25 protein-coding genes are annotated in these 22,272 nt (G+C 29.5%); 1 reads left to right on the forward strand and 24 read right to left on the reverse strand.

Features of this window, described 5'->3' with window-relative positions; genetic code table 11:
• Nucleotides 1-10 precede the first annotated feature (10 nt).
• Genes L8T82_RS03150 through mqnP form a run of 9 tightly spaced genes read right to left on the reverse strand, consistent with a single transcriptional unit; the run spans nucleotide 11 to nucleotide 5,474 of the window.
• Nucleotides 11-673, reverse strand: a complete 663-nt coding sequence (locus tag L8T82_RS03150; protein WP_263725844.1) for a 16S rRNA (uracil(1498)-N(3))-methyltransferase — start codon at nucleotides 671-673, stop codon at nucleotides 11-13.
• Nucleotides 673-1,083 (reverse strand): hypothetical protein, encoded by a 411-nt coding sequence (locus L8T82_RS03155; RefSeq protein WP_220566545.1) that lies wholly within the window; start codon nucleotides 1,081-1,083, stop codon nucleotides 673-675. The genes L8T82_RS03150 and L8T82_RS03155 overlap by 1 nt, the downstream gene beginning before the upstream one ends.
• A complete protein-coding gene (locus L8T82_RS03160) occupies nucleotides 1,083-1,283 on the reverse strand; it encodes a cytochrome C (protein WP_133319490.1) in 201 nt (66 codons plus the stop codon). Before L8T82_RS03160 ends, L8T82_RS03155 begins: the two co-directional genes overlap by 1 nt.
• Entirely contained in the window at nucleotides 1,283-1,867 is a 585-nt protein-coding gene (locus L8T82_RS03165; protein WP_263688028.1) for a 6-pyruvoyl trahydropterin synthase family protein, read from the reverse strand. Before L8T82_RS03165 ends, L8T82_RS03160 begins: the two co-directional genes overlap by 1 nt.
• Entirely contained in the window at nucleotides 1,864-2,613 is a 750-nt protein-coding gene (locus tag L8T82_RS03170) for a 7-carboxy-7-deazaguanine synthase QueE (RefSeq protein WP_263725845.1), read from the reverse strand. The genes L8T82_RS03165 and L8T82_RS03170 overlap by 4 nt, the downstream gene beginning before the upstream one ends.
• Nucleotides 2,613-3,581 carry a GTP 3',8-cyclase MoaA gene (moaA, locus tag L8T82_RS03175; RefSeq protein WP_263725846.1) on the reverse strand — a complete coding sequence of 323 codons (969 nt, stop codon included), beginning with the start codon at nucleotides 3,579-3,581 and terminating at the stop codon, nucleotides 2,613-2,615. Before moaA ends, L8T82_RS03170 begins: the two co-directional genes overlap by 1 nt.
• A gap of 9 nt (nucleotides 3,582-3,590) precedes the next feature.
• Nucleotides 3,591-4,112, reverse strand: a complete 522-nt coding sequence (locus L8T82_RS03180; RefSeq protein WP_133319486.1) for a DUF6115 domain-containing protein — start codon at nucleotides 4,110-4,112, stop codon at nucleotides 3,591-3,593.
• Nucleotides 4,105-4,602 carry a hypothetical protein gene (locus tag L8T82_RS03185; RefSeq protein WP_263659526.1) on the reverse strand — a complete coding sequence of 166 codons (498 nt, stop codon included), beginning with the start codon at nucleotides 4,600-4,602 and terminating at the stop codon, nucleotides 4,105-4,107. Before L8T82_RS03185 ends, L8T82_RS03180 begins: the two co-directional genes overlap by 8 nt.
• The gene (gene mqnP, locus L8T82_RS03190; protein ID WP_263660452.1) at nucleotides 4,599-5,474 is read right to left on the reverse strand and encodes a menaquinone biosynthesis prenyltransferase MqnP; all 876 of its coding nucleotides are present in this window, start codon (nucleotides 5,472-5,474) and stop codon (nucleotides 4,599-4,601) included. Before mqnP ends, L8T82_RS03185 begins: the two co-directional genes overlap by 4 nt.
• Nucleotides 5,475-5,543: 69 nt before the next feature.
• Here mqnP and miaA point away from each other — a divergent pair, with 69 nt between their 5' ends.
• Nucleotides 5,544-6,419: a tRNA (adenosine(37)-N6)-dimethylallyltransferase MiaA gene (gene miaA / locus L8T82_RS03195; protein WP_263676250.1), complete on the forward strand. Its 876-nt coding sequence runs from the start codon at nucleotides 5,544-5,546 to the stop codon at nucleotides 6,417-6,419.
• Here miaA and L8T82_RS03200 read toward each other — a convergent pair.
• From L8T82_RS03200 to L8T82_RS03270, 15 genes are read right to left on the reverse strand one after another with little or no spacing between them, the layout of a single operon-like run.
• Complete coding sequence (locus L8T82_RS03200; RefSeq protein WP_263664553.1) at nucleotides 6,410-8,773, reverse strand: tetratricopeptide repeat protein; 2,364 nt, start codon at nucleotides 8,771-8,773, stop codon at nucleotides 6,410-6,412. The genes miaA and L8T82_RS03200 overlap by 10 nt on opposite strands.
• 24 nt (nucleotides 8,774-8,797) lie before the next feature.
• Entirely contained in the window at nucleotides 8,798-10,195 is a 1,398-nt protein-coding gene (locus L8T82_RS03205; protein WP_263662756.1) for an NADH-quinone oxidoreductase subunit N, read from the reverse strand.
• Nucleotides 10,195-11,667 (reverse strand): complex I subunit 4 family protein, encoded by a 1,473-nt coding sequence (locus L8T82_RS03210; protein WP_263725847.1) that lies wholly within the window; start codon nucleotides 11,665-11,667, stop codon nucleotides 10,195-10,197. Before L8T82_RS03210 ends, L8T82_RS03205 begins: the two co-directional genes overlap by 1 nt.
• 1 nt (nucleotide 11,668) lies before the next feature.
• On the reverse strand, nucleotides 11,669-13,471 hold the full coding sequence (nuoL, locus tag L8T82_RS03215; protein ID WP_263725848.1) for an NADH-quinone oxidoreductase subunit L: 1,803 nt from the start codon (nucleotides 13,469-13,471) through the stop codon (nucleotides 11,669-11,671).
• Nucleotides 13,459-13,770: an NADH-quinone oxidoreductase subunit NuoK gene (gene nuoK / locus L8T82_RS03220; RefSeq protein WP_087699810.1), complete on the reverse strand. Its 312-nt coding sequence runs from the start codon at nucleotides 13,768-13,770 to the stop codon at nucleotides 13,459-13,461. Before nuoK ends, nuoL begins: the two co-directional genes overlap by 13 nt.
• Entirely contained in the window at nucleotides 13,770-14,276 is a 507-nt protein-coding gene (locus tag L8T82_RS03225) for an NADH-quinone oxidoreductase subunit J (protein ID WP_263662753.1), read from the reverse strand. Before L8T82_RS03225 ends, nuoK begins: the two co-directional genes overlap by 1 nt.
• Entirely contained in the window at nucleotides 14,269-14,901 is a 633-nt protein-coding gene (gene nuoI / locus L8T82_RS03230) for an NADH-quinone oxidoreductase subunit NuoI (RefSeq protein WP_133319477.1), read from the reverse strand. Before nuoI ends, L8T82_RS03225 begins: the two co-directional genes overlap by 8 nt.
• A 9-nt stretch (nucleotides 14,902-14,910) precedes the next feature.
• Nucleotides 14,911-15,909 (reverse strand): NADH-quinone oxidoreductase subunit NuoH, encoded by a 999-nt coding sequence (gene nuoH, locus L8T82_RS03235; protein ID WP_133319476.1) that lies wholly within the window; start codon nucleotides 15,907-15,909, stop codon nucleotides 14,911-14,913.
• A complete protein-coding gene (locus L8T82_RS03240) occupies nucleotides 15,906-18,359 on the reverse strand; it encodes an NADH-quinone oxidoreductase subunit G (protein ID WP_263725849.1) in 2,454 nt (817 codons plus the stop codon). Before L8T82_RS03240 ends, nuoH begins: the two co-directional genes overlap by 4 nt.
• Entirely contained in the window at nucleotides 18,356-19,072 is a 717-nt protein-coding gene (locus tag L8T82_RS03245; protein ID WP_220566533.1) for a hypothetical protein, read from the reverse strand. The genes L8T82_RS03240 and L8T82_RS03245 overlap by 4 nt, the downstream gene beginning before the upstream one ends.
• A complete protein-coding gene (locus L8T82_RS03250; protein WP_133319473.1) occupies nucleotides 19,069-19,296 on the reverse strand; it encodes an NADH-ubiquinone oxidoreductase subunit E family protein in 228 nt (75 codons plus the stop codon). Before L8T82_RS03250 ends, L8T82_RS03245 begins: the two co-directional genes overlap by 4 nt.
• Complete coding sequence (gene nuoD / locus L8T82_RS03255; RefSeq protein WP_263725850.1) at nucleotides 19,293-20,519, reverse strand: NADH dehydrogenase (quinone) subunit D; 1,227 nt, start codon at nucleotides 20,517-20,519, stop codon at nucleotides 19,293-19,295. The genes L8T82_RS03250 and nuoD overlap by 4 nt, the downstream gene beginning before the upstream one ends.
• 1 nt (nucleotide 20,520) lies before the next feature.
• Nucleotides 20,521-21,312 carry an NADH-quinone oxidoreductase subunit C gene (locus tag L8T82_RS03260; RefSeq protein WP_263705179.1) on the reverse strand — a complete coding sequence of 264 codons (792 nt, stop codon included), beginning with the start codon at nucleotides 21,310-21,312 and terminating at the stop codon, nucleotides 20,521-20,523.
• Nucleotides 21,312-21,809 (reverse strand): NuoB/complex I 20 kDa subunit family protein, encoded by a 498-nt coding sequence (locus tag L8T82_RS03265; protein ID WP_039619352.1) that lies wholly within the window; start codon nucleotides 21,807-21,809, stop codon nucleotides 21,312-21,314. The genes L8T82_RS03260 and L8T82_RS03265 overlap by 1 nt, the downstream gene beginning before the upstream one ends.
• Nucleotides 21,788-22,207: an NAD(P)H-quinone oxidoreductase subunit 3 gene (locus tag L8T82_RS03270; protein ID WP_220566531.1), complete on the reverse strand. Its 420-nt coding sequence runs from the start codon at nucleotides 22,205-22,207 to the stop codon at nucleotides 21,788-21,790. Before L8T82_RS03270 ends, L8T82_RS03265 begins: the two co-directional genes overlap by 22 nt.
• Nucleotides 22,208-22,272: the final 65 nt, after the last annotated feature.

Here is a 22,272-nt window from a genome sequence, read left to right on the forward strand (position 1 = left end):
AAGCATGCTTTTAAATTATAAATTTTGAAGCAACCCCTATAAGTGCTGTTTGTGCTTTAAGTATATAGTTGGCTTGTAATTTTGCTCTTTTTATATTTATTTCTCTTTCTTTTTGCGAAAATCCGCCTTCAGTGCCAACCAAAAATACATACCTACCGGGATCAAAATTCATCAAATCTTCACCTTCAAAATCTATCAAAACAATATTTTCATAAGCTTGCTGAAATTTTTTAAAATCATCAAAACTTTCAAGTTCCATTAAAGAAGCACGACCGCATTGCTGGGATGATTCTATAAGAATTTTTTCCATTCTTTTAAAATCTAATTTAAAATTTTTTTGCGAGTATTCCATATACACAAAAGAAAGTTTTGCTACTCCAAGTTCATTTAAAAAAGGTAAAGTTTTTTCTATAACCTTTGGATCAATCACCGCTAAAGCTAAATGTATATATGTTTTTAATTCTTGTTTTTCTTCTTTTTTATCAAGTAAATTTAATATGCAAGAGCGTCTAGAAAGCTCTATGCATTCATAAGTGTAAGCATAAAAATCTTTCAAATTCTTTAATATAATTTTATCACTCACTTTAATTCTTCGAGCCTTTAAATGTAAAAAGGCTTCATTTTCTAGCTCTAAACTTGCAGTACCACTTTGTGGGTGATATAAAAATTGCATTAAAAATAAAACCTCTTAAGTAAATAAGGTACAAAAAGTAAGAATATGCCTAAACACAAAATAAAAAAACTTAAAAATCTAAATTTAGCATAGCGTTTAAACAATCTTGCTTTTTTAAATAAAACAAATTGATAAATAGCCAAAGCAAAAATCAAAATCCAACAAAACCACATAGAAAGCACATAGAAATTAAATTCAAAATGCTTTAAAGCCCATAACAAACTTCCAGTAAAAAGTGTAATTGCTAAAAACAAATAATAAATTGGCAAAAATAGACGAATTCTTTTTATAAAGATAAATTCTTGTGAGAAGTTACTTTGAGTCAAATACAAATAAAACAACATTAAAAAACCATTTGTATATAAACTATACACATGCAATGCTAAAAAAAATTCATAACTTTGATCCATTATTGTCCTTGTGTATTATTTTCATCTTGTATATCATCATCAACAGGTATAGGAAGTGTTTCATCATCTATAATGACATTAGAATCACTTTGTTCAATCTGAACTTGCTCAGTTTGTATTTCTTTTTTTATATTTTTATTCTCTTGATTTGAACAAGCCATAAAAAGCAATATTGGCACAATCAATAAAATCTTTTTCATTACACCTCCTTTTGATTGATAAAAACAAAATTTACATCTTGAAGTTTTTCAAAAAAATCTTTATTTTTCCATTCATCTCTTATAGCTTGCGAAAAGTCAATATCTGCCAAATCAATCTTTGGTAAAAATTCACTATAAGCATCTTCTCTAAAACCTTGTGCATAACCTGTTCTTGTTTCATGTACAATAATGCTTTTTAAACTAACACCTTGCTCACCATTGACCATCTTAGTCTTTAAAAGCAAAGTATCAATCAGTACAAAAAATATGCGTACAAAATTTTCCGCACTTACATTCACAGGTAAACTCACCCATCTTTGTGAATGTTTTTTCATATCTTCTAAATAAACTTTATCATCATCTTTAAAAAGCGTAATAGCATGATCAAAACTATCAATAATTTGTTTTATCTCATCTTTTAACAAGCCAAAATCATACACCATTCCAGCATTGTCAAGGTATTTACTCTCAAGTAAAATTTCTACCTTATAAGAGTGACCGTGTATGCTTGTTTTACATCGCTTGGAGCTACAAAATCTAACAATATGAGCATTTTCAAATTCAAACATTTTTCTAATAATCATACGCCTTCTTTATCTCCCCAAATTCTAATATGCAATCTATCAGAGTAATTATATCCATTTTTTATACAAAATTCAGCAACACTTAAGGCATTTTTAGAAATTTCTTCTTCATTTGACCCCATAGGCATACAAAACACCTCATTTTCACAAACTTGTAAAATTTCATTGATTTCTTCTAAGGCTTTATTTTCTTGTAAAAAATCCTTATCTAAAACAAATTTGTAAAAGCTATCCTTAGCGTAGTATTTAAAAGCTTTTAAGGCTTTTTCATTAATCCTTTTTTCTTTTTTAACCCCACTATTGCTAAGCTTTACTCCTAAAGCAAAATAACATTTTTTATACAAAGGATATTTTTCAAAATCAATTTCAATGCTTGCATTTGTTTCAAAATGCACCATAAAATCATTTTCTAAAAGTAAATTAATAAAACACAAAAAATCTTTATTTTGATAATTTAACAAAGGCTCACCGCCCGTAATTACAACTATAACTTTGCGTGAATTTACTAGCTTCAAAACCTCATCAAAAAGCTTTGCTGAAGTATATGTTTTATAACAAGTTTTAAATTCTTTAGTAAAAACAGCTCTTATAGTATCACAGCCCAAAAGTATTTTAGAATCTTTTTCTTTTTTTACTCCAAAGCCTGCGCAGTTAAAATTACACCCGGCAAATCTTACAAATATAGCCAAATTTCCACTATATTTTCCCTCACCTTGCAAGCTTAAAAAAGTTTCAACAACTTCCATTATCCACCTGTTTGATAAAAGGCTCTTGTGGAACTTTGATTGGCTTCATTTTCTGCCCATCTATTTTTTTCTGATTTATTTTTTATCACGGTTTTTAAAACTTCACAAGCACCTGCTATGTCTTTATTGCGTATAGCTTTTTTAATGCTTAAAGCCTCATCATAATATAAACAAGGTATTAAAAGCCCTTCGGCTGAAAGCCTTATACGGTTACAACTATCACAAAAATCATGGCTATGTGGATCAATAATGCCAAACTCATACCCATCTTCAAGTCCATAAATAGTCGCAGGTGCATTTGGACTTTTTTGTCCTTGTTTAAAAGAATACTTTTGAGCAATGATATTTAAAATTTCTGTTGATTTTAAGCCTTTTAAATCTCCATAAGCATGATAATTTTCCATAAATTCTATAAAGCGAATTTGGCTTTTGCGTGCTTTGGCAAATTCTAAAAGATCGATAAATTCACTATCATTAATCCCTTTAAGAGCTACGGTGTTAAATTTAATATTAAAACCTAATTCTAAAGCCTCATTAATACCATTTAACACATCTTTGAGTATGTTTTTTTGAGCTAATTTAAAGGCCACTTCTTCTTTTAAAGTATCCAAAGAGATGTTAATTCTTTTTAAGCCCGCTTGTTTTAAATCCTTTGCTTGTTGTTTTAATAAAGAAGCATTAGTAGTAAGCGCTAGATCTATATCTTGCTTATACTCACTAATCATAGCAATAAATTTATGCAAATCTTTTCTTACTAAAGGCTCACCACCTGTAATACGAATTTTCTTAACTCCTTCATCAATGCAAACTTTAACAAACATAAAAAGTTCTTCAAATGATAAAAGATTTTCCTTAGCACTCCATTCAAATGGAGTTTTTGGCATACAATAAAGGCAACGAAAATTACATCTTTGTGTTACTGAAATTCTTAAATAATCAATCACTCTTCCATAGCTATCTACTAACATCAAAGGCCTTTATAATAATTTATTAAATTTTAAAATAAGCTCAACCCTGCCCATACCTATACGCAAATCTTTGGCAATTTGCTCTATGGATTTTTTTTGATTAAAAAGTTCGATAACTTTTTGCTCTTCATTATCATAGCTTGGGCTTAATTTTGTAATACTTTGGGTTTTTTGTTCTAAATTTAATAAACGATTTTTTTGCTCACTTTGAAATTCTTCAATTACTTCTTCCACTTCTTTTAAAGCACTTAAAATAGGAATAATATTTTGATTGATTTTTTGTTCTAGCACCTGCAAAAGCTCTTCTTTTAATTCTTCTCTTATGGCTTCAGTGTCTATTTCTTCTTTTTCTTGCTCTTGCTCATCTAAACTTTCTTTTTTTAAATAATGATATTGTTTATTTAAATCTTCTATCATTTTACCAAGCTCATTAATCTTAACAATACTTTCTTTTTCTTTAATCATCATATAAGCAAACATAGCAAAAATTAATAAAGCTACAACTAGCCACAATAATAAATCACTATCCATTTTCTTGCTCCTTTAAAATTTTAATCATTGCTCTTTGCATATTTGCTACAAAATTATCATACACGAGCTCATCTTCTGCTTTTATTTGCGTGATTTTTGCTTCATTCTCATTTAATGCTTTAAAAAAAATACTAATTTTTTGACCATTTAAATTAAATCTAGCATAATAATCTTCATCTTGCATTAAACACCTATCTTTAAATTGAATATGTGTAAAATTTACCCCAATCACAAAAGATTTATATTTTAAATTAACAAATAATTTTGTTTTATTAATATCATTTTTTATCAAATACAATTCTTGCTTTAAATCCATAAGCAAATCAAAAATCAACTGCTCACCCTCGCTAAATTCTACCCTTGAAGCAAGCTTTTTCCATTTGCTTAAATTGACATAATTATTACTTGAAACATATTCTTGCAAAAACTCTTCATATCTTTCTTTGCTCTCTTCAAACTCTAATTCCAAAGAACTTTTAAAAAATTTCATCTCCATAAAAGATCAACCCATATAAAAATAAAAAACACTATACTTAAATACCCATTTAAAGTAAAAAATGCTTTGTCAATTTTTGCAAAATTCTTTCTAACAATGCGGTGCTCAAAAAATAAAATAACAGCACTAACAATCACACCTAAAAATGCAATATTTCCTGTTGGAGCTACCCAAACAAATAAAAACCAAAAAAGCACTGCTAAAACATGACAAAATGCTGAGATGAACAAGGTCGCTTCAAGCCCAAATTTAGCAGGTATAGAGTGCAAGCCCGTCTTTTTATCATACTCCATATCTTGCAAAGCATAAAGTAAATCAAAACCAGCTGTCCAAAAAGTAACACCCAAACACAAAATAACACTATAAATTTCAATACTTCCCAAAACCACAATACTGCCTGCAATAGGAGCAAGTCCTAAGCAAAATCCTAATACTAAATGGGCTAGGGATGAAAATCTTTTAAAGGCTGAATAAATAGCTAAAATAAACAATACCGGCAAAGAAAGAGCAAAGGCTAGTTTGTTGATAAAATAACTTGCCAAAACAAAAATAATAGCATTTAAAATAATAAAAAGCAAAATGCTAGTTTTACCTATACGACCATCGATATTAGGTCTATTTGCACATCTTGGGTTGTTTTTATCAATGTCCTCATCCATCAAACGATTGATTGCCATTGCAAAATTTCTTGCACTTACCGCGCAAATAACACCTAAAAACAAAGCTTTAAAACCAAACCAAGTGCTATCATTTAAAATAACAGAAGCTACAATCATAGAAACAAACAAAAATGGTAAAGCAAAAATAGAATGCTTAAAAACAATCAAATCCAAAATATCTTTTAATTTTTCTTTTAATAAAGGCATTTTTTCTCTTTATAATATATTTTTGTTATGATTTTACTAAAATAATTTTAAATTTAGGATATTTTTACGATGTTTTTTGAATTTGCTCTTATTGGAACTACTGCAAGTGGCAAAACAGAACTTGCTAACAAACTAGCTTATGAATTTAATGCAAGTATTTTAAGCCTTGATAGTCTTTGCGTGTATAAACAAATCAACATCGCTTCAGCCAAAACAGAGCAAAAAACCTTAGATGAGCTTGATTATTTTGGCATAAATTTATTAAATGTCAATGAGCATTTTAACATCGCTTTGTTTTTTGAAGAATATAAAAAAGCAAAAGCTTTTGCACAAAAAAACGATCAAATGCTTATCATCACAGGTGGAACTAGTTTTTATTTAAAAGCTTTAATGGATGGCTTGAGTGAAAATTTCAAAGAAAGTCAAAGCACGCTAAGTAATGATGAAATTTATCATTTAATGATAAAAACTGATCCACATGCCAAAATAGAAAAAAACGACACCTATCGCTTAAAAAAATGGCTTGGAATTTATGAGCAAACTAATAAAATCCCAAGCGAAGTTTTAAAAGAAACAAAACAAGAAGCTTTAATTAAAAAACTTGATATTTTTGAAATTTCTTGGCAAAAAGATCTTTTGGAAAAACGCATTATTAAACGCACTAAAAATATGCTTGATGAGGGTTTAATAGATGAAGCTAAAATGCTATATAGTAACTACGATCATCATTTAAAAGCACTAAATTCCATAGGCTTAAAAGAATGTAAAGATTTTTTAGATAAAAAAATAAATTTAAACGAGCTTGAAGAACTCATCATCATTCACACAAGACAACTTGCCAAAAGACAAAGAACTTTTAATAAAAAATTCAACAAAGAAATTTTAGATTTTCAAAACGCTTATGAAAATTTAAAAGCTTATATTTTAAAAAAACATCAAGGCTGAGTGTTTAAGACATTTAATTTATCTTTACATAAATTTTGCCAATTGCTTGTCGTGTTAATATCTATACAATTTTGCAAACTTTGCTTTTGATTTTGCATATCTTTTAAATCTTCATAAATATTACTTTGCATATAAAAAGCTCTTGCGCGCTCATCATCTTTTAAAGGATTAGCAAGCAAATCTTTAAACAAAGTTAAGGCTTGTTGAGCTTGATTGTTTTGTTTTAAGGCTTTGATATAGATAAATTCTAAATCCGGACTAAAAAGATTTACTCCTTTTAAATTTTGATAATCAATAGCCTTTGGAGCATAAGTTAAAATACTTGTTAGAAAATTATTTTTTTCACAATAACGCAAAAACTCATAATATAATTCCACCATACGATAATTCATAGGAAATTGCTCTAGTTTTTGCAAAGTTCTTATCATAGCATTATAATCTTGCAATTTAAGTTCAGCAAAAAATTTAATATAATTTGCTTCAAATTTTTCATCATCGCTAATAATAGTTCTTGTATTTAAAATATCATTAATTGTTTTTACAACAAAACGATAACGCTTATCTTTAAGCGCTAAATCTGCACTTTGGAGTTTATAAAAAATAATATCATCATTTTCATTTTCCACTATATATTTTTTAGCTTCTTCTATACGAGTAGTACGCTTAAAGCATTCAAGCATTTGTTTTTTATTTTGTATTTTATTTCCCACATCATAGACCTTAAAATCATCATATATTTTAACAGCAGCTAAGCACTCATCATTTTTTAAATTTTGTTCTAAAACTAAAATAGCAGCTTGTTCTAAAAGATTTTTGATTTCTTTGTTGGAATATTTTTCTATGTCTTTTTGATAACTTACAACTTTTTCATAATTTTTTTCTTGAAAATATAATCTCACATTATCAAATAAAGCCATACTAGAAATTTCTCCAGCATACTTTTGCATGATCTCTTCATATCTTTGATGTAAAAAACTTGCATTATTATCTTTTAAATATAAGAAATTTTTATCTTGAGCTTCTTTTATTAAACTCACATATTCACCCAAAGGAAAATCTTCTGTGTAAAGATCTAAATACTTTTGAGCTTTAGTATGTTCATTTGCATTTAACAAAGCCAAAGAAAGATCTTTTAATACTCTTTCATATTCTTTATCGACTTTAGTCAAATGCGTAAAAATATACTCATAAATTTTAGAACTTAAATCATAAATTCTATGATTACTAAAAGCCTTAGCTAAGGATAAAGAATTTTCTAAATCACTCATAAAAAATTCAGGATTTGACTCTAAAATTTTACTTGCTAACTCTTTGGCTTCTTTTGTATTTTGCGCTTCTAAATAATTTTTAGACAAAAATAAAGCAGCCCTACTAGCTAAATCTGCATTCGGAGTAGAATAGTATACATCTTGATAAATATTATTTGCTATATTTTTTTTACCCAAATGATATAAATAATCTGCATAATCAAGTAAAGCAATTATGGTATATTTATCATCTTTATGCTCAGTACTTAAAGTATCAATAATATAATCAACATTAGACCTTTGAGATAAGCCCATATAAACTCTCATCATGATATACATTACTTCCGTATAATCTTTATCATTAATATAAGTTCTCACCCATCTTTTAGCATCATCTAGCATTTGCTCTAAAATTTGCTGATCTTTATCAAGCTCATAAGTGTAAAGCTTATTTTGCGCTCTTAATTTATAAAGCTCAAATTCATTCATAAATACACTACCTTGATAACGCTTAATAGCATTAACAGCATCTCGTAAAACTTGATCGTATTTTTTGGCTTCATATTCTTGTTTGATATTAAAATATGCATTAAAATCTGCACTTTTTGAAGTTTCCATAGGATTAGAATTTAAATCCAATGCTCCAATATAAGGCATTAATGCATCATCAAAATAAATATCAAAATCAAGTCCATCGCTAGGTTTATAATACCTTAAATCCTTAGTAAAAATAAACACAAAATGTTTAGAAGTATCTCCATTTTGACTTTGAATTTCTTTAGCATTAAAAATATCTTGAGAATAATTAAACATTTTAGCTAAAATTTTAGGATATATTTTAATTGTCAAAAAAGTTTGGTGTTTTTCAAAATAAATTGTAAAATCATCAAATTCTTTATTTTGAAATTGCATATTACTAACGCCCAAAACATTACACTCAAAATGAGTTTTTTCAAATTCAAAAATACTCTTGCAAGTAAAATCTTTATTATCTTTTAAATGCAAAAGTGTAAAGGGACGATTTTGTTCTTCCCCTTTATTAACAATAACCTCAAAAGAAAATATATAATTTATGCTTAATAATAATAAAAATAAAATCCTTATCATGAGCGTGATTATAGCAATATTATTTCACAAAAGCAAAAACGCACATGATAAGCTTCCGATAAAACATAAACTTAAAATAATCTTTTGCTTAATATCTAAATTTATACTCTTTATAGATTGACTTTTTTTAAAAAAGATATAAATTAAAATTTTCAAATAAGCATAAAGCATGATCATGGAACTTAAAGCTATAGCAAATATAAGCACATAATAGCCTGAATTTAAAATAGAAGCTAAAATTAAAATTTTACCCCAAAAAATCCCAAAAGGTGGAATTCCTGCTATACATAAAATAAACATAGCTAATATTATAGATAATACGGGTCTTTGATCAAATAAGCCAGAAAAACTTTCAAATGAGCTTTTTTGAAATAAACTTAAGATTAAAAAAATTCCATAGTTTGCAAAAGCAAAAGAAACCCAATAAACGAACAAGGCAAAAATTGAAAGCAGGTAAGAAGTTCCATCTCCTTGAGAACTCACACTCATACTAGAAACAATAACAGCCAATATAAAAGAAGAATGAGTAATAGAGCTATATGCAAGCATTTTTTTTGCATCTTTTTGAATTAAAGCTACTATGCTTACAGCAAGCATAGAAAAAATTGCTAACGATGCGACTATATATTCAAATTTTACTCCACCGCCTAAAGCAGAAAAAATTCTTAAAACTACTATTATCATAGCAATTTTTGGAACAATAGATATGAAAGCTATAAAATTTGTATGAACTCCACAATATACATCTTTTAGCCAAAAATGAAAAGGAGCGATAGAAAGTTTTACTCCAACAATAACCAAAAACATTACTCCAGCACATAATAATATAGGATCTGAAATATATTCAGAATGCAATAAATTATCCAAATCCAAAGACTTTGTTTTTAAATACACAAAAGCACAAGCAAAAACAAAAAATCCAGCCCCTACTGCAGCTAAGGCAAAATATTTTATGCTAGAACTAATAGCATTATGAGTTCCTCTTAATGCTATTAATGTATAAAGAGCTAAAGAAGATCCTTCTAAAGCTAGGAAAATCACAATCAAATTAGTACTTGAAACCATTAATATTAAGGAAGCAACCATAAACAAAAATAAAGAAAAAAATTCTGCTCTTTGTTCATCTTTGTCTATAAGCAAATAAAGCATAGAAAAAAACAAAATAATTATTTGCGCAAAAATTGCATAATTATCGCTTACAAATAAACCAAAAAAAGCATGAGAATTATCTAAAACAAAACCATTATAAAGCAATAAAAAACACAAAGTACTAAGCAAAGCTATAACACTTGCTCCTATATAAAAATTTCTAGAAAGTTTTTTAAATGCACTCAATAAAAGTAATGCAATAGCCCAAAAAAGCAATGACAACACAGGAAATAATAATACAAAATTTAATTTTTCTAAACTAAAACCACTCATTAAAAACCTCTTATACTATCTATGATTTTTTGATTTTCTATGGCGATATTTCTTGTTTGCATAACTTCAAGAATACTATTTACATTAGAAGCAATTTGATCTAGCATAGCACTTGGAGCTACCCCTAAATAAATCACTAATGCACTTAAAATACTTAAAACAAAAATTTCACCTTTTTTAAGCATAAATTTACTGTACACTTCTTCTTCGCAAGTAGTAAAAAACATATTTCTATAAATATTTAGCATATAAATAGCTCCTAAAACGATTACACCGCCCGCAAATAATGCATACCATAAATTTACACTTGCCACACCTTGCAAGATCAAAAACTCACCTACAAAGGAAATAGTCAAAGGCAATGAAATAGATGAAAACAACAATACTGCAAAGAAAAAGCTAAATAATGGGGCTGTTTTAGCTAAATTTTTATAAAAGTCTAAATCAAAAGTATGATATCTTTTGTAAAGCATATAAGCGGCTAAAAATAAGCCACCTGTTACTATACCATGTGCAAACATATAAAATACAGAACCACTAACCCCATTATAAGTAAAAGTTACGATACCTAAAATTACCACACCCAAATGCGAAATTGAGCTATAAGCAATTAATTCTTTTAAATCCTTGGCTTTAAAAGCAATTAAGGCTGCATATAAAATTCCAACTATACATAAAATAGCAAGTAAAGAATAATAATGATTCAAAGTATCAGGCGCTAAAGGCAAAATAAATCTTAAAAACCCAAAAGGTGCCATTTTAAAGCTTACAAGCATTACAGATACTAAAGTCGGACTTTTGGTATAAACCTTTGGAGCCCAAGTATGAAAAGGAAATAAAGGACTTTTAATCGCAAAAGCAATAAAAAATCCTACAAATATTAGATTTTGTGCATTCTCAGGTATAAAAAATTCACTCTTATACCAAGCTAACAAATCAAAACTCCAATATCCAAAACTTTGATAATACAAAAATCCCACATAAATAATAGCTAAAAGCATAAGCATAGAACCGCAAAATGCATAAATGAAAAATTTAATCCCTGCCTTATAATTATCTGAATATCTACCTATTAAATAAATAAGCGGTATAAGAGAAAACTCCCAAAATACATAAAACAATAAAGCATCCAATGAAGCAAAAAGTCCTACAATGCAAAATTGTAATAAAAATATACTTATTACAACACTTTTATCTTGAATATCCAAACATATAAAAGATAAAAAAATCATAATAGAACAAAGTAATATTAAATAAAGCGCTATAGCATCTACACCTATGTGAAAATTAACTATCAAAGAATTTAAACTAAATTCATAAGCCATGCCACCATCGTAGTTAAATAACAAAAAAACATTAAAAACTAAAATCAAAAAACTAACTAAAACAGCAAAGGACTTGCTATCTTCTTTTTGTAAAAATAAAGCTATAAAAGCCGCAAAAAATGGAAATAACATTAATAAACCAAGCATATTACACCGCCAAAGCTAAACAAAATAAACACACAAAAGCCAAAACTACAATCCTTAAAGCCAAAGAATAATCCTTACCCATACTAAGAACCCTAGCAAATGTTTTAAGGAAAAATGCAATACTATCTACCAAAGCATCTAAAATTTCTTTATCAGCTTTTCTTAAAAATTCACAAAATAAAGCATACTTACTAACAATAAATTGATGATAAAATTTTGGTATGTAGTATTCATTAAACAAAAGTTTGTAAATACTTGTTTTAGAAAGTGATGGTTTAAACCAATTTTTCCAATAAGCTATGATAGCTAAAAGCACTCCAAGTACCGCAGAAACACTTGCAAGTATCATAACTAAAGAATTTTGACCATCAATAAAAGCTAAATTTTTACTTACAAAATCCATAAAGCTATGCTCAAAAAATCCTGCTATAATAGCAAGTAAAGCCAAAGGACTCATCGCAAGCAAAGCTATTTTACTAGCTTCATGGGGATGTTCTTCATGTCTTTTTGGAGTAAAAAATACAAGCATTAAAAGTCTAAAGCTATAAAAAGCTGTCATAAAAGCTGCTATTAAAAGTACTAAAAAAATTCCATGATGATGGCTTATAAAAGAAAATCCTAAAATTAAATCTTTAGAGAAAAATCCTGCAAAAGGATAAATTCCTGCTAAAGCTAAAGAACCTATAAGCATTAAAATAGCACTAAAACGCATACTTTTATAAAGTCCACCCATTTTACTAATGTCAAGCTTATCATTCATAGCATGCATAACATTACCTGCACCTAAGAATAATAAAGATTTAAAAAATGCATGAGTTGCAAGATGAAATAAAGCTATTGCATAAGCTCCAAGACCTGCTGCTACAAACATATACCCAAGTTGAGAAAGCGTCGAATATGCAATAATTCTTTTTAAATCTTTAGCCACCATGGCCATAGAAGCAGCAAAAAGTGCTACAAAAGCTCCAAGTATAGCGATAAAATACCCTACTTCAGGAACTTGTAAATAAAGCTCCCCTGCGCGAATTACCAAATAAACTCCCGCAGTAACCATAGTAGCAGCATGGATTAGAGCTGAAACTGGCGTAGGTCCTGCCATAGCATCAGCAAGCCAAGTATGGAAAGGAAATTGTGCTGATTTACCCATAGCACCTACAAAAAGTAAAAGTGCTATTAAAATCAAAATCACATCATTTTCATGCCCTAAAGATAAAAGGGTAAAAAATTCATCATATTTTAAAGAGTTAAATTCTATATAAATTAAGAAAATTCCTAAAAGCAAAGCCAAATCTGCAATTCTATTCATGATAAATGCTTCATTAGCAGCAAAAGTGTATTTTTCATTATGATACCAAAAACCTATCAAAAGCCATGAGCAAAGTCCAACACCTTCCCAACCTATGAAAAGTCCTAAGAAATTATCACTCATAATCAAAAACATCATAGAAAAAACAAAAAGCCCCAAATAGCTAAAATAGCGATTAAACCCTTCATCATGCTCCATATAAAATATACTATATAAATGCACAAAAGTCGCTACTATACTTACCACATTCATCATAATCAAAGCAATAGAGTCTATTTTAAAACCAAAACTAACATCTACTAAAGATATCCAAGTGCCAAGTTCAAAATTAAAATGTACTCCATTATTTAATAAAATAATTGAGGCAAGAGCTGAAAAAGCTATAAATAAAGAAGCTAAATAACCTAAAATAATTTTCTTGGTACTAAAAGCAAAAATACCTAAAATAGCAGCTGAAGCCAAAGGAGAAAAAAGTGCAATTAAAGCTAAATTTTGCATTTTATCTCTCCTTTTTCAGCTAAAGAGCTAAGCTCTAGTGTTCCTGTTTTTCTATACCATAAAACACAAAGCGCTATCCCAACAGCTACTTCACAAGCTGCAACTCCCATTACAAATAAAGCAAAAATTTGACCTTCTATGTCTTTATGAGAAGCTCCTGCTGTAACTAAAGCCAAATTAGCAGCATTTAATAAAATTTCACTTGAAATAAAAAGCATAATTAAATTTTGGCGTTTTATGATACCTATTAGACCAATGATAAACATCAAAATAGCCACAATGTAGTATTTTTCTAACATCATTGTTCGTCCTTTTTTACATTTTTTTGAGTAAGTGCTATAGCACAAATTAAAGCTATTAAAAGTAAAATTGCCATAAATTCAAAAGCAAGCATATATTTTGTAAATAGAGCAAAGCCTATTTGCTGAGTAGAATCAAGACTATAAACTTCACTAGTTTCATTTAAACCAAACTCATATCCCATAATAATACTAACTAATAAAACAGCACTAAAAATCACAGCAAAAATGAAGATTCTTTTACCTTTTAAACTTTCTTTTACTTTTATAGAAGCATCAAAAAACATCATAGCAAAACTATAAAGACCTAAAATAGCTCCACTGTAAACAATTATTTGAATTGCTCCAATAAATTCAGCATTAAGTAAAAAATAAAATCCACTTAAAAAAACCATAGCCACAGCCAAAGAACTGATAGCATAAAGCACGCTAGTGCTTAAAACACTAATTAAAAAAAATCCCAACACCAAAACACTTAATAAACAAAAAGCTATCGTTTCAAACATTTTCTTCCTTTGGAGCATCTTGCTGTCTTTGCAAATCTATCTCATAATAATTTGGAGTTTTCTTTACTAAATCATCAGCATCTTTTCTTAAACTACCACTTCCTTCAAACACCACTTGATTTTTAAGCTCATCGATAGGGGTTAAAAAATCTTCCTTTTGACCAAAATAAGATCTTTGCTCTGCGGCATTTTCATATTCTTTACCATGCACAATGGCAAGTTCAGGACAAACATCAGCACAAAATCCACAATAAATACAACGCCCTAAATTAATACTATAATTTTCGACCTTTTTGCGTCCATCTTCACTTAAACTCGTTTCCATTCTTATACAATTACTAATGCAAATTTTTTCACACAAGCCACAACCAATACAACATTCATTTTCACTTTCAATAAAACGCATCAAACGATGAACTGCACGATATCTATCATCTAAAGCAACTTTTTCCATAGGATATTTAATCGTTGCACTATTGTTTTTTTTAAACATTTCTCTTAATACGACAAATAAACCTACAAAAAGCTCCGTATTTAAAGAACGCTTGATTACTTGTATGAATTTTTCATAAGTATTTTGAGGATTTTTACGCTCAAAATCTACTTTAAAATAACCTTTTTTCATTGTTTTTTCCTATATCACAAGCACTAAAGCACTAATTAATAAATTTAAAACCGCTAAAGGTATTAAAATCAAATAACACATTCTCATTACTTGATCAGGACGCAGTTGCGGAAAAGCACCTCTAGCCCAAAAATACCAAAAGAACACAAAAGACACTTTCAAAAGCATCATAATAGCCCCTGGTATAATCCAAAAATCATTAAATCCACCCAAAAATAAAAGCGATATCATAATCGCTCCGGTAATCATGGCTGTATATTCTCCGATAAAAAACATACCCCATCTAAGTCCGCTATATTCAGTGCCATAACCTGAAACAAGTTCGGTTTCGTTTTCACTTAAACAAAGTGGGGTTCTATTAGTTTCTATAAAAATAGCTATCACAAATAAAATAAAAGCTAAAGGTTGTTTAAAAATAAGCCAAGAAAGTATGCCATCACTTTGATAGTTATTAATATCTACTAAAGACAAAGATCCAACAAGCATTACAACACACACCAAAGAAAGCCCTGCAACGCTCTCATAAGAGATAATAGAAACAAGCCCTCTTGCCCCGCCTAGCAGCGACCATTTATTATTACTTGCTAAACCTCCTAAAAAAATCGCATAAAAACTAACTCCACCCATACCTACAACAAAAAGCAAGGCTACATTAATATCAGCGATAATAGGACGAATCACTCTACCAAATAAAGTAAATTCAGGAAAAATAGGTATAGCTGCAATTGCTACAAAAGCACAAATTGCTGCAATCAATGGAGCAATTAAAAATACCACTTTTTGAGCATAAGTTGGCACTATATCCTCTTTAGTAAAAAGTTTAATCATATCAGCAACTACCTGAAGCAATCCAAAAGGACCTACCATATCAGGCCCTAAACGACGATGAAATAAAGCCAAAGCCTTTCTTTCAAGATAAGTTGCCAAGCCTGCTAAAGTAGCAAAAATAGCTATAACAAGCACACATTTTATAATTGTTTCTACAATAAAAAAAGTAATATCACTCATATTTTAGCTCCTGCTTTTTCAAGCCAAACTTTTACATATCGAGTATTATCAAATAAAGATTTATAATCAATCTTACTATCATAATCCCCTAAATACGCACCATTTTCTAAAGATTCATCACATTTTACACTTATAGCAATTTGAGTTTTTTCATTTTTTAAAATAACACTATCATCTTGGTTTAAATCAAATTTTTGCATTAAATCAGACGATAAAAATAAAGCTCCAACCTCATTAAAAGCTCTATTACTAAGTTTTGAAAACTGATGAATGCTATTTGCATGATATAAAGTTAAATTTCCTTCATTTTGCTCTTTAACTTCTTGAATGCTTAATGTTTTTTCAAACTCAAAATGGGAAAAATCAAGCTCATAACCTCTATGATTTACCCCACCATTATCATAATGATTTTCTAACTCATCAAAGTCAATTACCCTAAAGCCTTTATTTTGTGGTAAAAATTTAGTATAGTTGATCGTAAATTCTTCATCAAAACCTAAGGCATTTGCCAAATCATTTAAAAAATAACCTTTAAATTCTAAAGCCGCATTTGTAGGAACTAATCTTTTATCATAATTTACAAAGCTACCTTCTTGTTGATTTAAACTAGAACTTGCAAGATCAAAATGCCCATCATAAGAAAAAGTAAAATCGCCTTTTTCGTTATAACCTAATGTTTTTCCTGCTTGAAAATCTTGACTTAAATCACAAATTAAACTCACACCTAAGGTATTAGTACAAGTTGGATTTAAAAAGACTTTAAATTCAGTATATTTTTGCACCAAAGCACAAAGTTTTGCTAGCTTAACACTTTGCTCATCATAGTAAAAATCACTTCCTATAATAAGTGTAAATTTTTGCTTTTTTGCGAGTAAAGTTTCTAAAATATCCTCATCTATGCCAAGATTTTTCGCATAATTTGATCTTTGCACCTCTATGCTTTTTTTAATTTTTTTAGGCACAAGTTTTTTAACTTCTTCTATAATAGTTTCGCCGTTTTCATTTTGCTTTTCTATCTTTTCAACAACTTCTTCATTAATAGTTTCTTCTATTTCTTTTGTATCTTGATAATACGCATTTTCTAATGTGTTTTTAAAATCCTGCGGAAACTCTTTGGCAAATTTTTGCAAGATAAATAATAAAATACTTTCATTATCTTTAATATTATGATCAATCTGCAAGAAATTTTTAGAATATTTATCCACGCCTTTATCTTTTATAGGGTGAAAATATAGCCCTGCACCTTTATTCATTACCAAAGCGTTATTAACTTTATATCCTAGCGTTGGCGCATCATAGCGTAAAAACGAACCTACGATGATTAAAAAATCACTTTGAGTGATATCGTCTGTATTTGCATTATACATTGCATTTGCATTTTGATAAAAACAAGCTAGGAAATCTTGGAATTTTTTAGCTTCATGATTTATAAGATTAAGATTAAATTTTTTACTTAAATTTTGCAAGATTAAAGCTTCTTCATTAGTAATAAAACTATTAAATAAAATATTTTTTATTTCATTATTTTTTATCATATTTACTAATTTTTCAAAGGCTTTTTCGTCTTTACCTTGAACTTCATTTTGGGTATTAAAACCATATCTTGCAGCTTTATTTAGCGTAGCAAAAGCAAAATCATTACTCACTCTATAAATTTTTTCTTTTTGATTATTAATACTAGTTTGTTTAATATCATAATACATCAACTCACAATCACTTGAATGGGGATTACTAGCTGGAATTTTCTTTAACTCCCAAGCATTAGATGTATATTGAAAAGCCGAACCCACCAAAGCTCCCGTTGGACATACACTTGTACATTCTCCGCAAAAAGAACAATCAAGCATATCGCCACTACTCGGTACAATTAAACTCTTTTGAAATTTAGTCCAAATAGCTAATGCATCTTTACTCATACTTTCTTTAAAGCTTGCATCGGGCGCGCTTGCCCCTCTTGGAGTAGTTTTTAAAGCACTTTCTCCTATTTTATCTTTGCAAACTGTGATACATCTTTCACACACGATACATAAAGCTGGATCATAATTAATCTCGCCCCATTTTTTATGCTCTTTATGGGTATCTTTAATCCAATAATTTTGCACATTTACTCTTGCTTTGTGTGTAAAGTTTTGAAGCTCACACTCACCGGATTTATCACATACCCCACATTGTAAAGGGTGGTTGATGCAATATGCTTGCATGATAGCATTACGCTCATCCCATAAATTTGATAAATCACTCTCTACTACCATACCTTCTTTAACTTTAGTATTGCAAGAATAAACCTTTTTACCATCAGCTTCTACCATACACATACGACAAGCAAGTGTTGGAGAACAACCATTTAAATAACAAATTGCAGGAATGAAAATATCATTTTTTCTTGCGACATTTAAGATATACTCACCCTCATTTGCCTCACATTCTATACCATTAATGATAACTTTCATTTTATAACCTTAACTTGAGCTTTTGAAAAAGCAAAATCAGCGCTTTCATAATCAAACAAAGCCACCGTGCCTTTCAAATCATGATTGATTTTTACTATAGTTATAAATTCTTGAGTGTTTATTTTTAAATTAATTTTATCCTCATCCTTAACCTTAGCAATTAAAGCAAAGGAAGAAGAGCAATGCAAATTTTTGTCTCCCAAAGGTGCTTGCATGATAATAGTTCCATCAAAATTATCAAGTTCTAAAAGCTCACTAAAAGAATTTTGTATTGATAAATTTTCTTCATTTTCATTAGAGCAAATTAGCAAAAGATTAAATTTATGACAAAGTTTTTCTAAAAAATACTTAATATTTTCAAAATCTTTATGTTGATATAAATTTTCATCAAAAATAATACATTTTGCTTCTTTTAAAAACTCCAAAATCTCTAAAGCTTCTTCTTCACCAAAGCAAGATTCAGCACTTAAATACCCCTCATCAAATTCGTTAAATTCAGTCTCCAAGCTCATCTTACAAAGCAAAGCAAGCACGAAAGGCACACTTGCAATCTCACATTTATAAAAGTTTGCTTTTAAATTTTTATCCTCTAAACAAGAAATATTATAATTTTTACTTTTGTTAAGCTTAGCGCAAAGTGAAGGATTTTTTAAAGAAAGCAAATCCACAAAACACAAAGCATTTAAGCCTTCTTGATATTTTGCTAATTTCATTGTCCCACCTTTTTAAAAACTATAGTCCAATCTACTTGATTAAATTTTAAAGAATTTAAAAGTTCACAATTTTGCTCTTTTATGAAAGCAAAACTTTTTTCTACATTAGAAAAATCTCCTATTTCAAATAAAACTACTAAAACTTCACCCATGTAAGAATTTTGAATGATTTGTTCTAAATCCTTAAACAAATCTTGACTTTTTCTTAAATCCACGCGTCTCATCGGTCTATCTCGCCTAAAACTATATTAATACTTCCTAAAATTGCCACTGCATCAGCCAAATATGATCCAACAAGCATTTCTTCTAAAAATGCACAATGAAAAAAGCTTGGGGTTCTAGCTCTTAATCTATATGGCCTACCGCTACCATCTGAGTGGATAAAAAATCCAAGTTCGCCTTTTGGACTTTCAGTTGGCACATACACCTCTCCTTTTGGTGGTTTTAGACCTTGGGTTACTAGGACAAAATGTTGCATAAGAGAATAATTTTGCGTCATGATTTGCTCTTTTGAAGCACTTACATACTCAGGATGATTGCATAAAATTTCAGGCGGAGTATCTTGATAAAGCTTAGCACATTGAACTAAAATTTTTAAACTTTCTCTAAATTCTTGCATATAAACCTTATATCTTGCATAAGAATCACCCATTTTGGCCACAGGCACGCCAAAATCTACCTCATCATAAAGCAAATAAGGCTCTTCTTTTCTAATATCATAAGCAATACCACTTCCTCTTAGCATAACCCCACTACAACCCCAACTTAGCGCTTGTTCTTTGCTTACAACTCCTACATTTTCAGTTCTTGCGCGCCAAATTCTATTATCATCAAGCAAAGCTTCATAATCTTTTATATCATTTGGAAATTTATTACAAAATACCAAAAGTTCATCTAAAAAACCTTCAGGTAAATCAAGCATTACCCCGCCTATTCTCATAGATGAATGCGTAAGTCTTGCCCCGCAATATTTTTCTATTAGATCAAGCACATACTCACGCTCTCTAAAGCAGTATAAAAATACTGTCATCGCACCAATATCAAGCGCATGTGTAGCAAGCCATAACAAATGCGAAGCAATACGGTTTAACTCAAGTAAAATCATCCTTATCACACTTGCTCTGCGTGGAATTTCCAAACCACAAAGTTTTTCCACAGCAGCTACATAGGCATAATTATTTGCACTAGCTGCGATATAATCCATTCTATCAGTAGTTGGGATAAACTCTTGATAGATCATATTTTCAGCCATTTTTTCCATACCACGATGCATATAACCTATACAAGGAGCAGCCTTGGTGATTTCTTCTCCATCAAGCTCTAAAATAAGGCGTAAATTTCCATGAGCACTTGGATGTTGAGGGCCAAGATTTACTATCATGGTGCCATCTTCACGCTCAAAGCTTATATTTTCATAATAAGGTTTTAATTTAGTAGAAATTTGCATTTTATCTTCTCTTATCTAAAATTTTTACTTGCGTTCTTTTGGCTTTTTTAACAAAAGGCACGCCACCTTCTTCTTGATATTCTTGTAGGTATTTATCCTCTCTTGGAGCTTCGCCTTTACCAACCTCATGATAAATTCTACTAAAGTTTAGCGTGTCTTTTTCATCTACAAAACCTGGATCTCTATTTTCCTCACCTACAACCTCGCGGTATTCTTTTCCAAAAATTTTATCTATCTCATACCACTTAGCAAATTCATCACCATGCAAAGGATAGCTTTTTAAAAAAGGATGTCCATACCAATCATCAGGCATTAAAAGTCTTTTTAAATTTGGATGATTGATGATGAAAATTCCAAACATATCATATATTTCTCTCTCACACCAATTAGCACCTTTAAAAACCCTTATAACACTTTGAAGCCTTTCTTTTAAACCAACGAAAGTTTTTATTCTCACTCTTAAATTTTTCTCCATATTTAAAAGCTGATAATATACTTCAAAACCCTGTTTTTGAGCGACAAAATCAATCGCACTTGCATCAGTAAAACAGCTATAACCTAAATTCTTGAGCTTATCAAGAATAGCAACATTATCATCTTTGTTTATCTCAATCACCCAAAAATCAAGCTCTATAAAAGAATTTTTTAACTCAAATTCTTGACTTAAAATTTGATGATCACTCTCAAAAGCACTACTCTCTGTACTTAGTTTTTTAGTTGCAGGTGCATGGTAAAATCTATCTTCATAATAATTTTTTAGCTGAGCATTTTTTTTATCGCTATATTTTCTCATCATATAAGCCTTTTTGGAGCTATTTTTCTGCTTGCTTTTTCTTTACGAATTCTTTTTTGTAAAATCATCAAAGCAAATTGAAAAGTTTCAGGGCGTGGGGCACAACCTGGCACATAAATATCAACAGGAATGATTCTATCTACCCCTTGAACAGTAGAATAAGTATTAAACATACCACCGGTATTTGCACAAGAACCCATAGAAATAACCCATTTAGGATCAGGCATTTGATCATAAAGTCTTCTTGTAAATTCAGCATGTTTTTTACTTAAAGTACCCGCTATAATCATTACTTCAGATTGTCTTGGACTTGCTCTAAAAATTGTTCCAAATCTATCAAAATCATATCTTGCACCACCTGCTGCCATCATTTCAATAGCACAACAGGCAAGTCCATAAGATAGTGCCCATAAAGAATTACTTCTACCCCATTGCACTAACTTATCAACCGTAGTTAAAACAACTGGTGCATTACTCATTTTTTGATACTCTGCCATGCAAATGCTCCTTTTTTATAAGCATATAAAAAGCCTACTGCAAGTAATAAAATAAAAACAAACACTTCCACTAAGGCAAATAAAGATAAGCCATATTTTGAAAGTTCTGCGGTTAAATCTTTAAAAATCACCGCCCAAGGAAATAAAAACACCACTTCAATATCAAGCAAAATAAAAATCAATGCAAAAACAAAAAATTGAGAATTGATTTTATTTGCTTGTTTAGAAGCCATAGGCCCGCACTCATAAATTCCTAGTCCAAGTTTTTTTCTATTATGAGAGGCTAGCTTAGAGCCTATTTTAGAAGAAATATACACCAAAGTAAAAAATATAACACTTGCAATAACAAGCATTGCAAAGATGCCAAAGTATTGATGCTCTATAGTTGCGTGCGTCATAATAAACCTTTTATTTAAGCATAATTAAATTTATTTTACTTCAATTTAGCTATATAAAAACTTAT

Source organism: Campylobacter sp. IFREMER_LSEM_CL292 (genome assembly GCF_025771615.1).
GTDB classification, from domain to species: domain Bacteria; phylum Campylobacterota; class Campylobacteria; order Campylobacterales; family Campylobacteraceae; genus Campylobacter_D; species Campylobacter_D lari_D.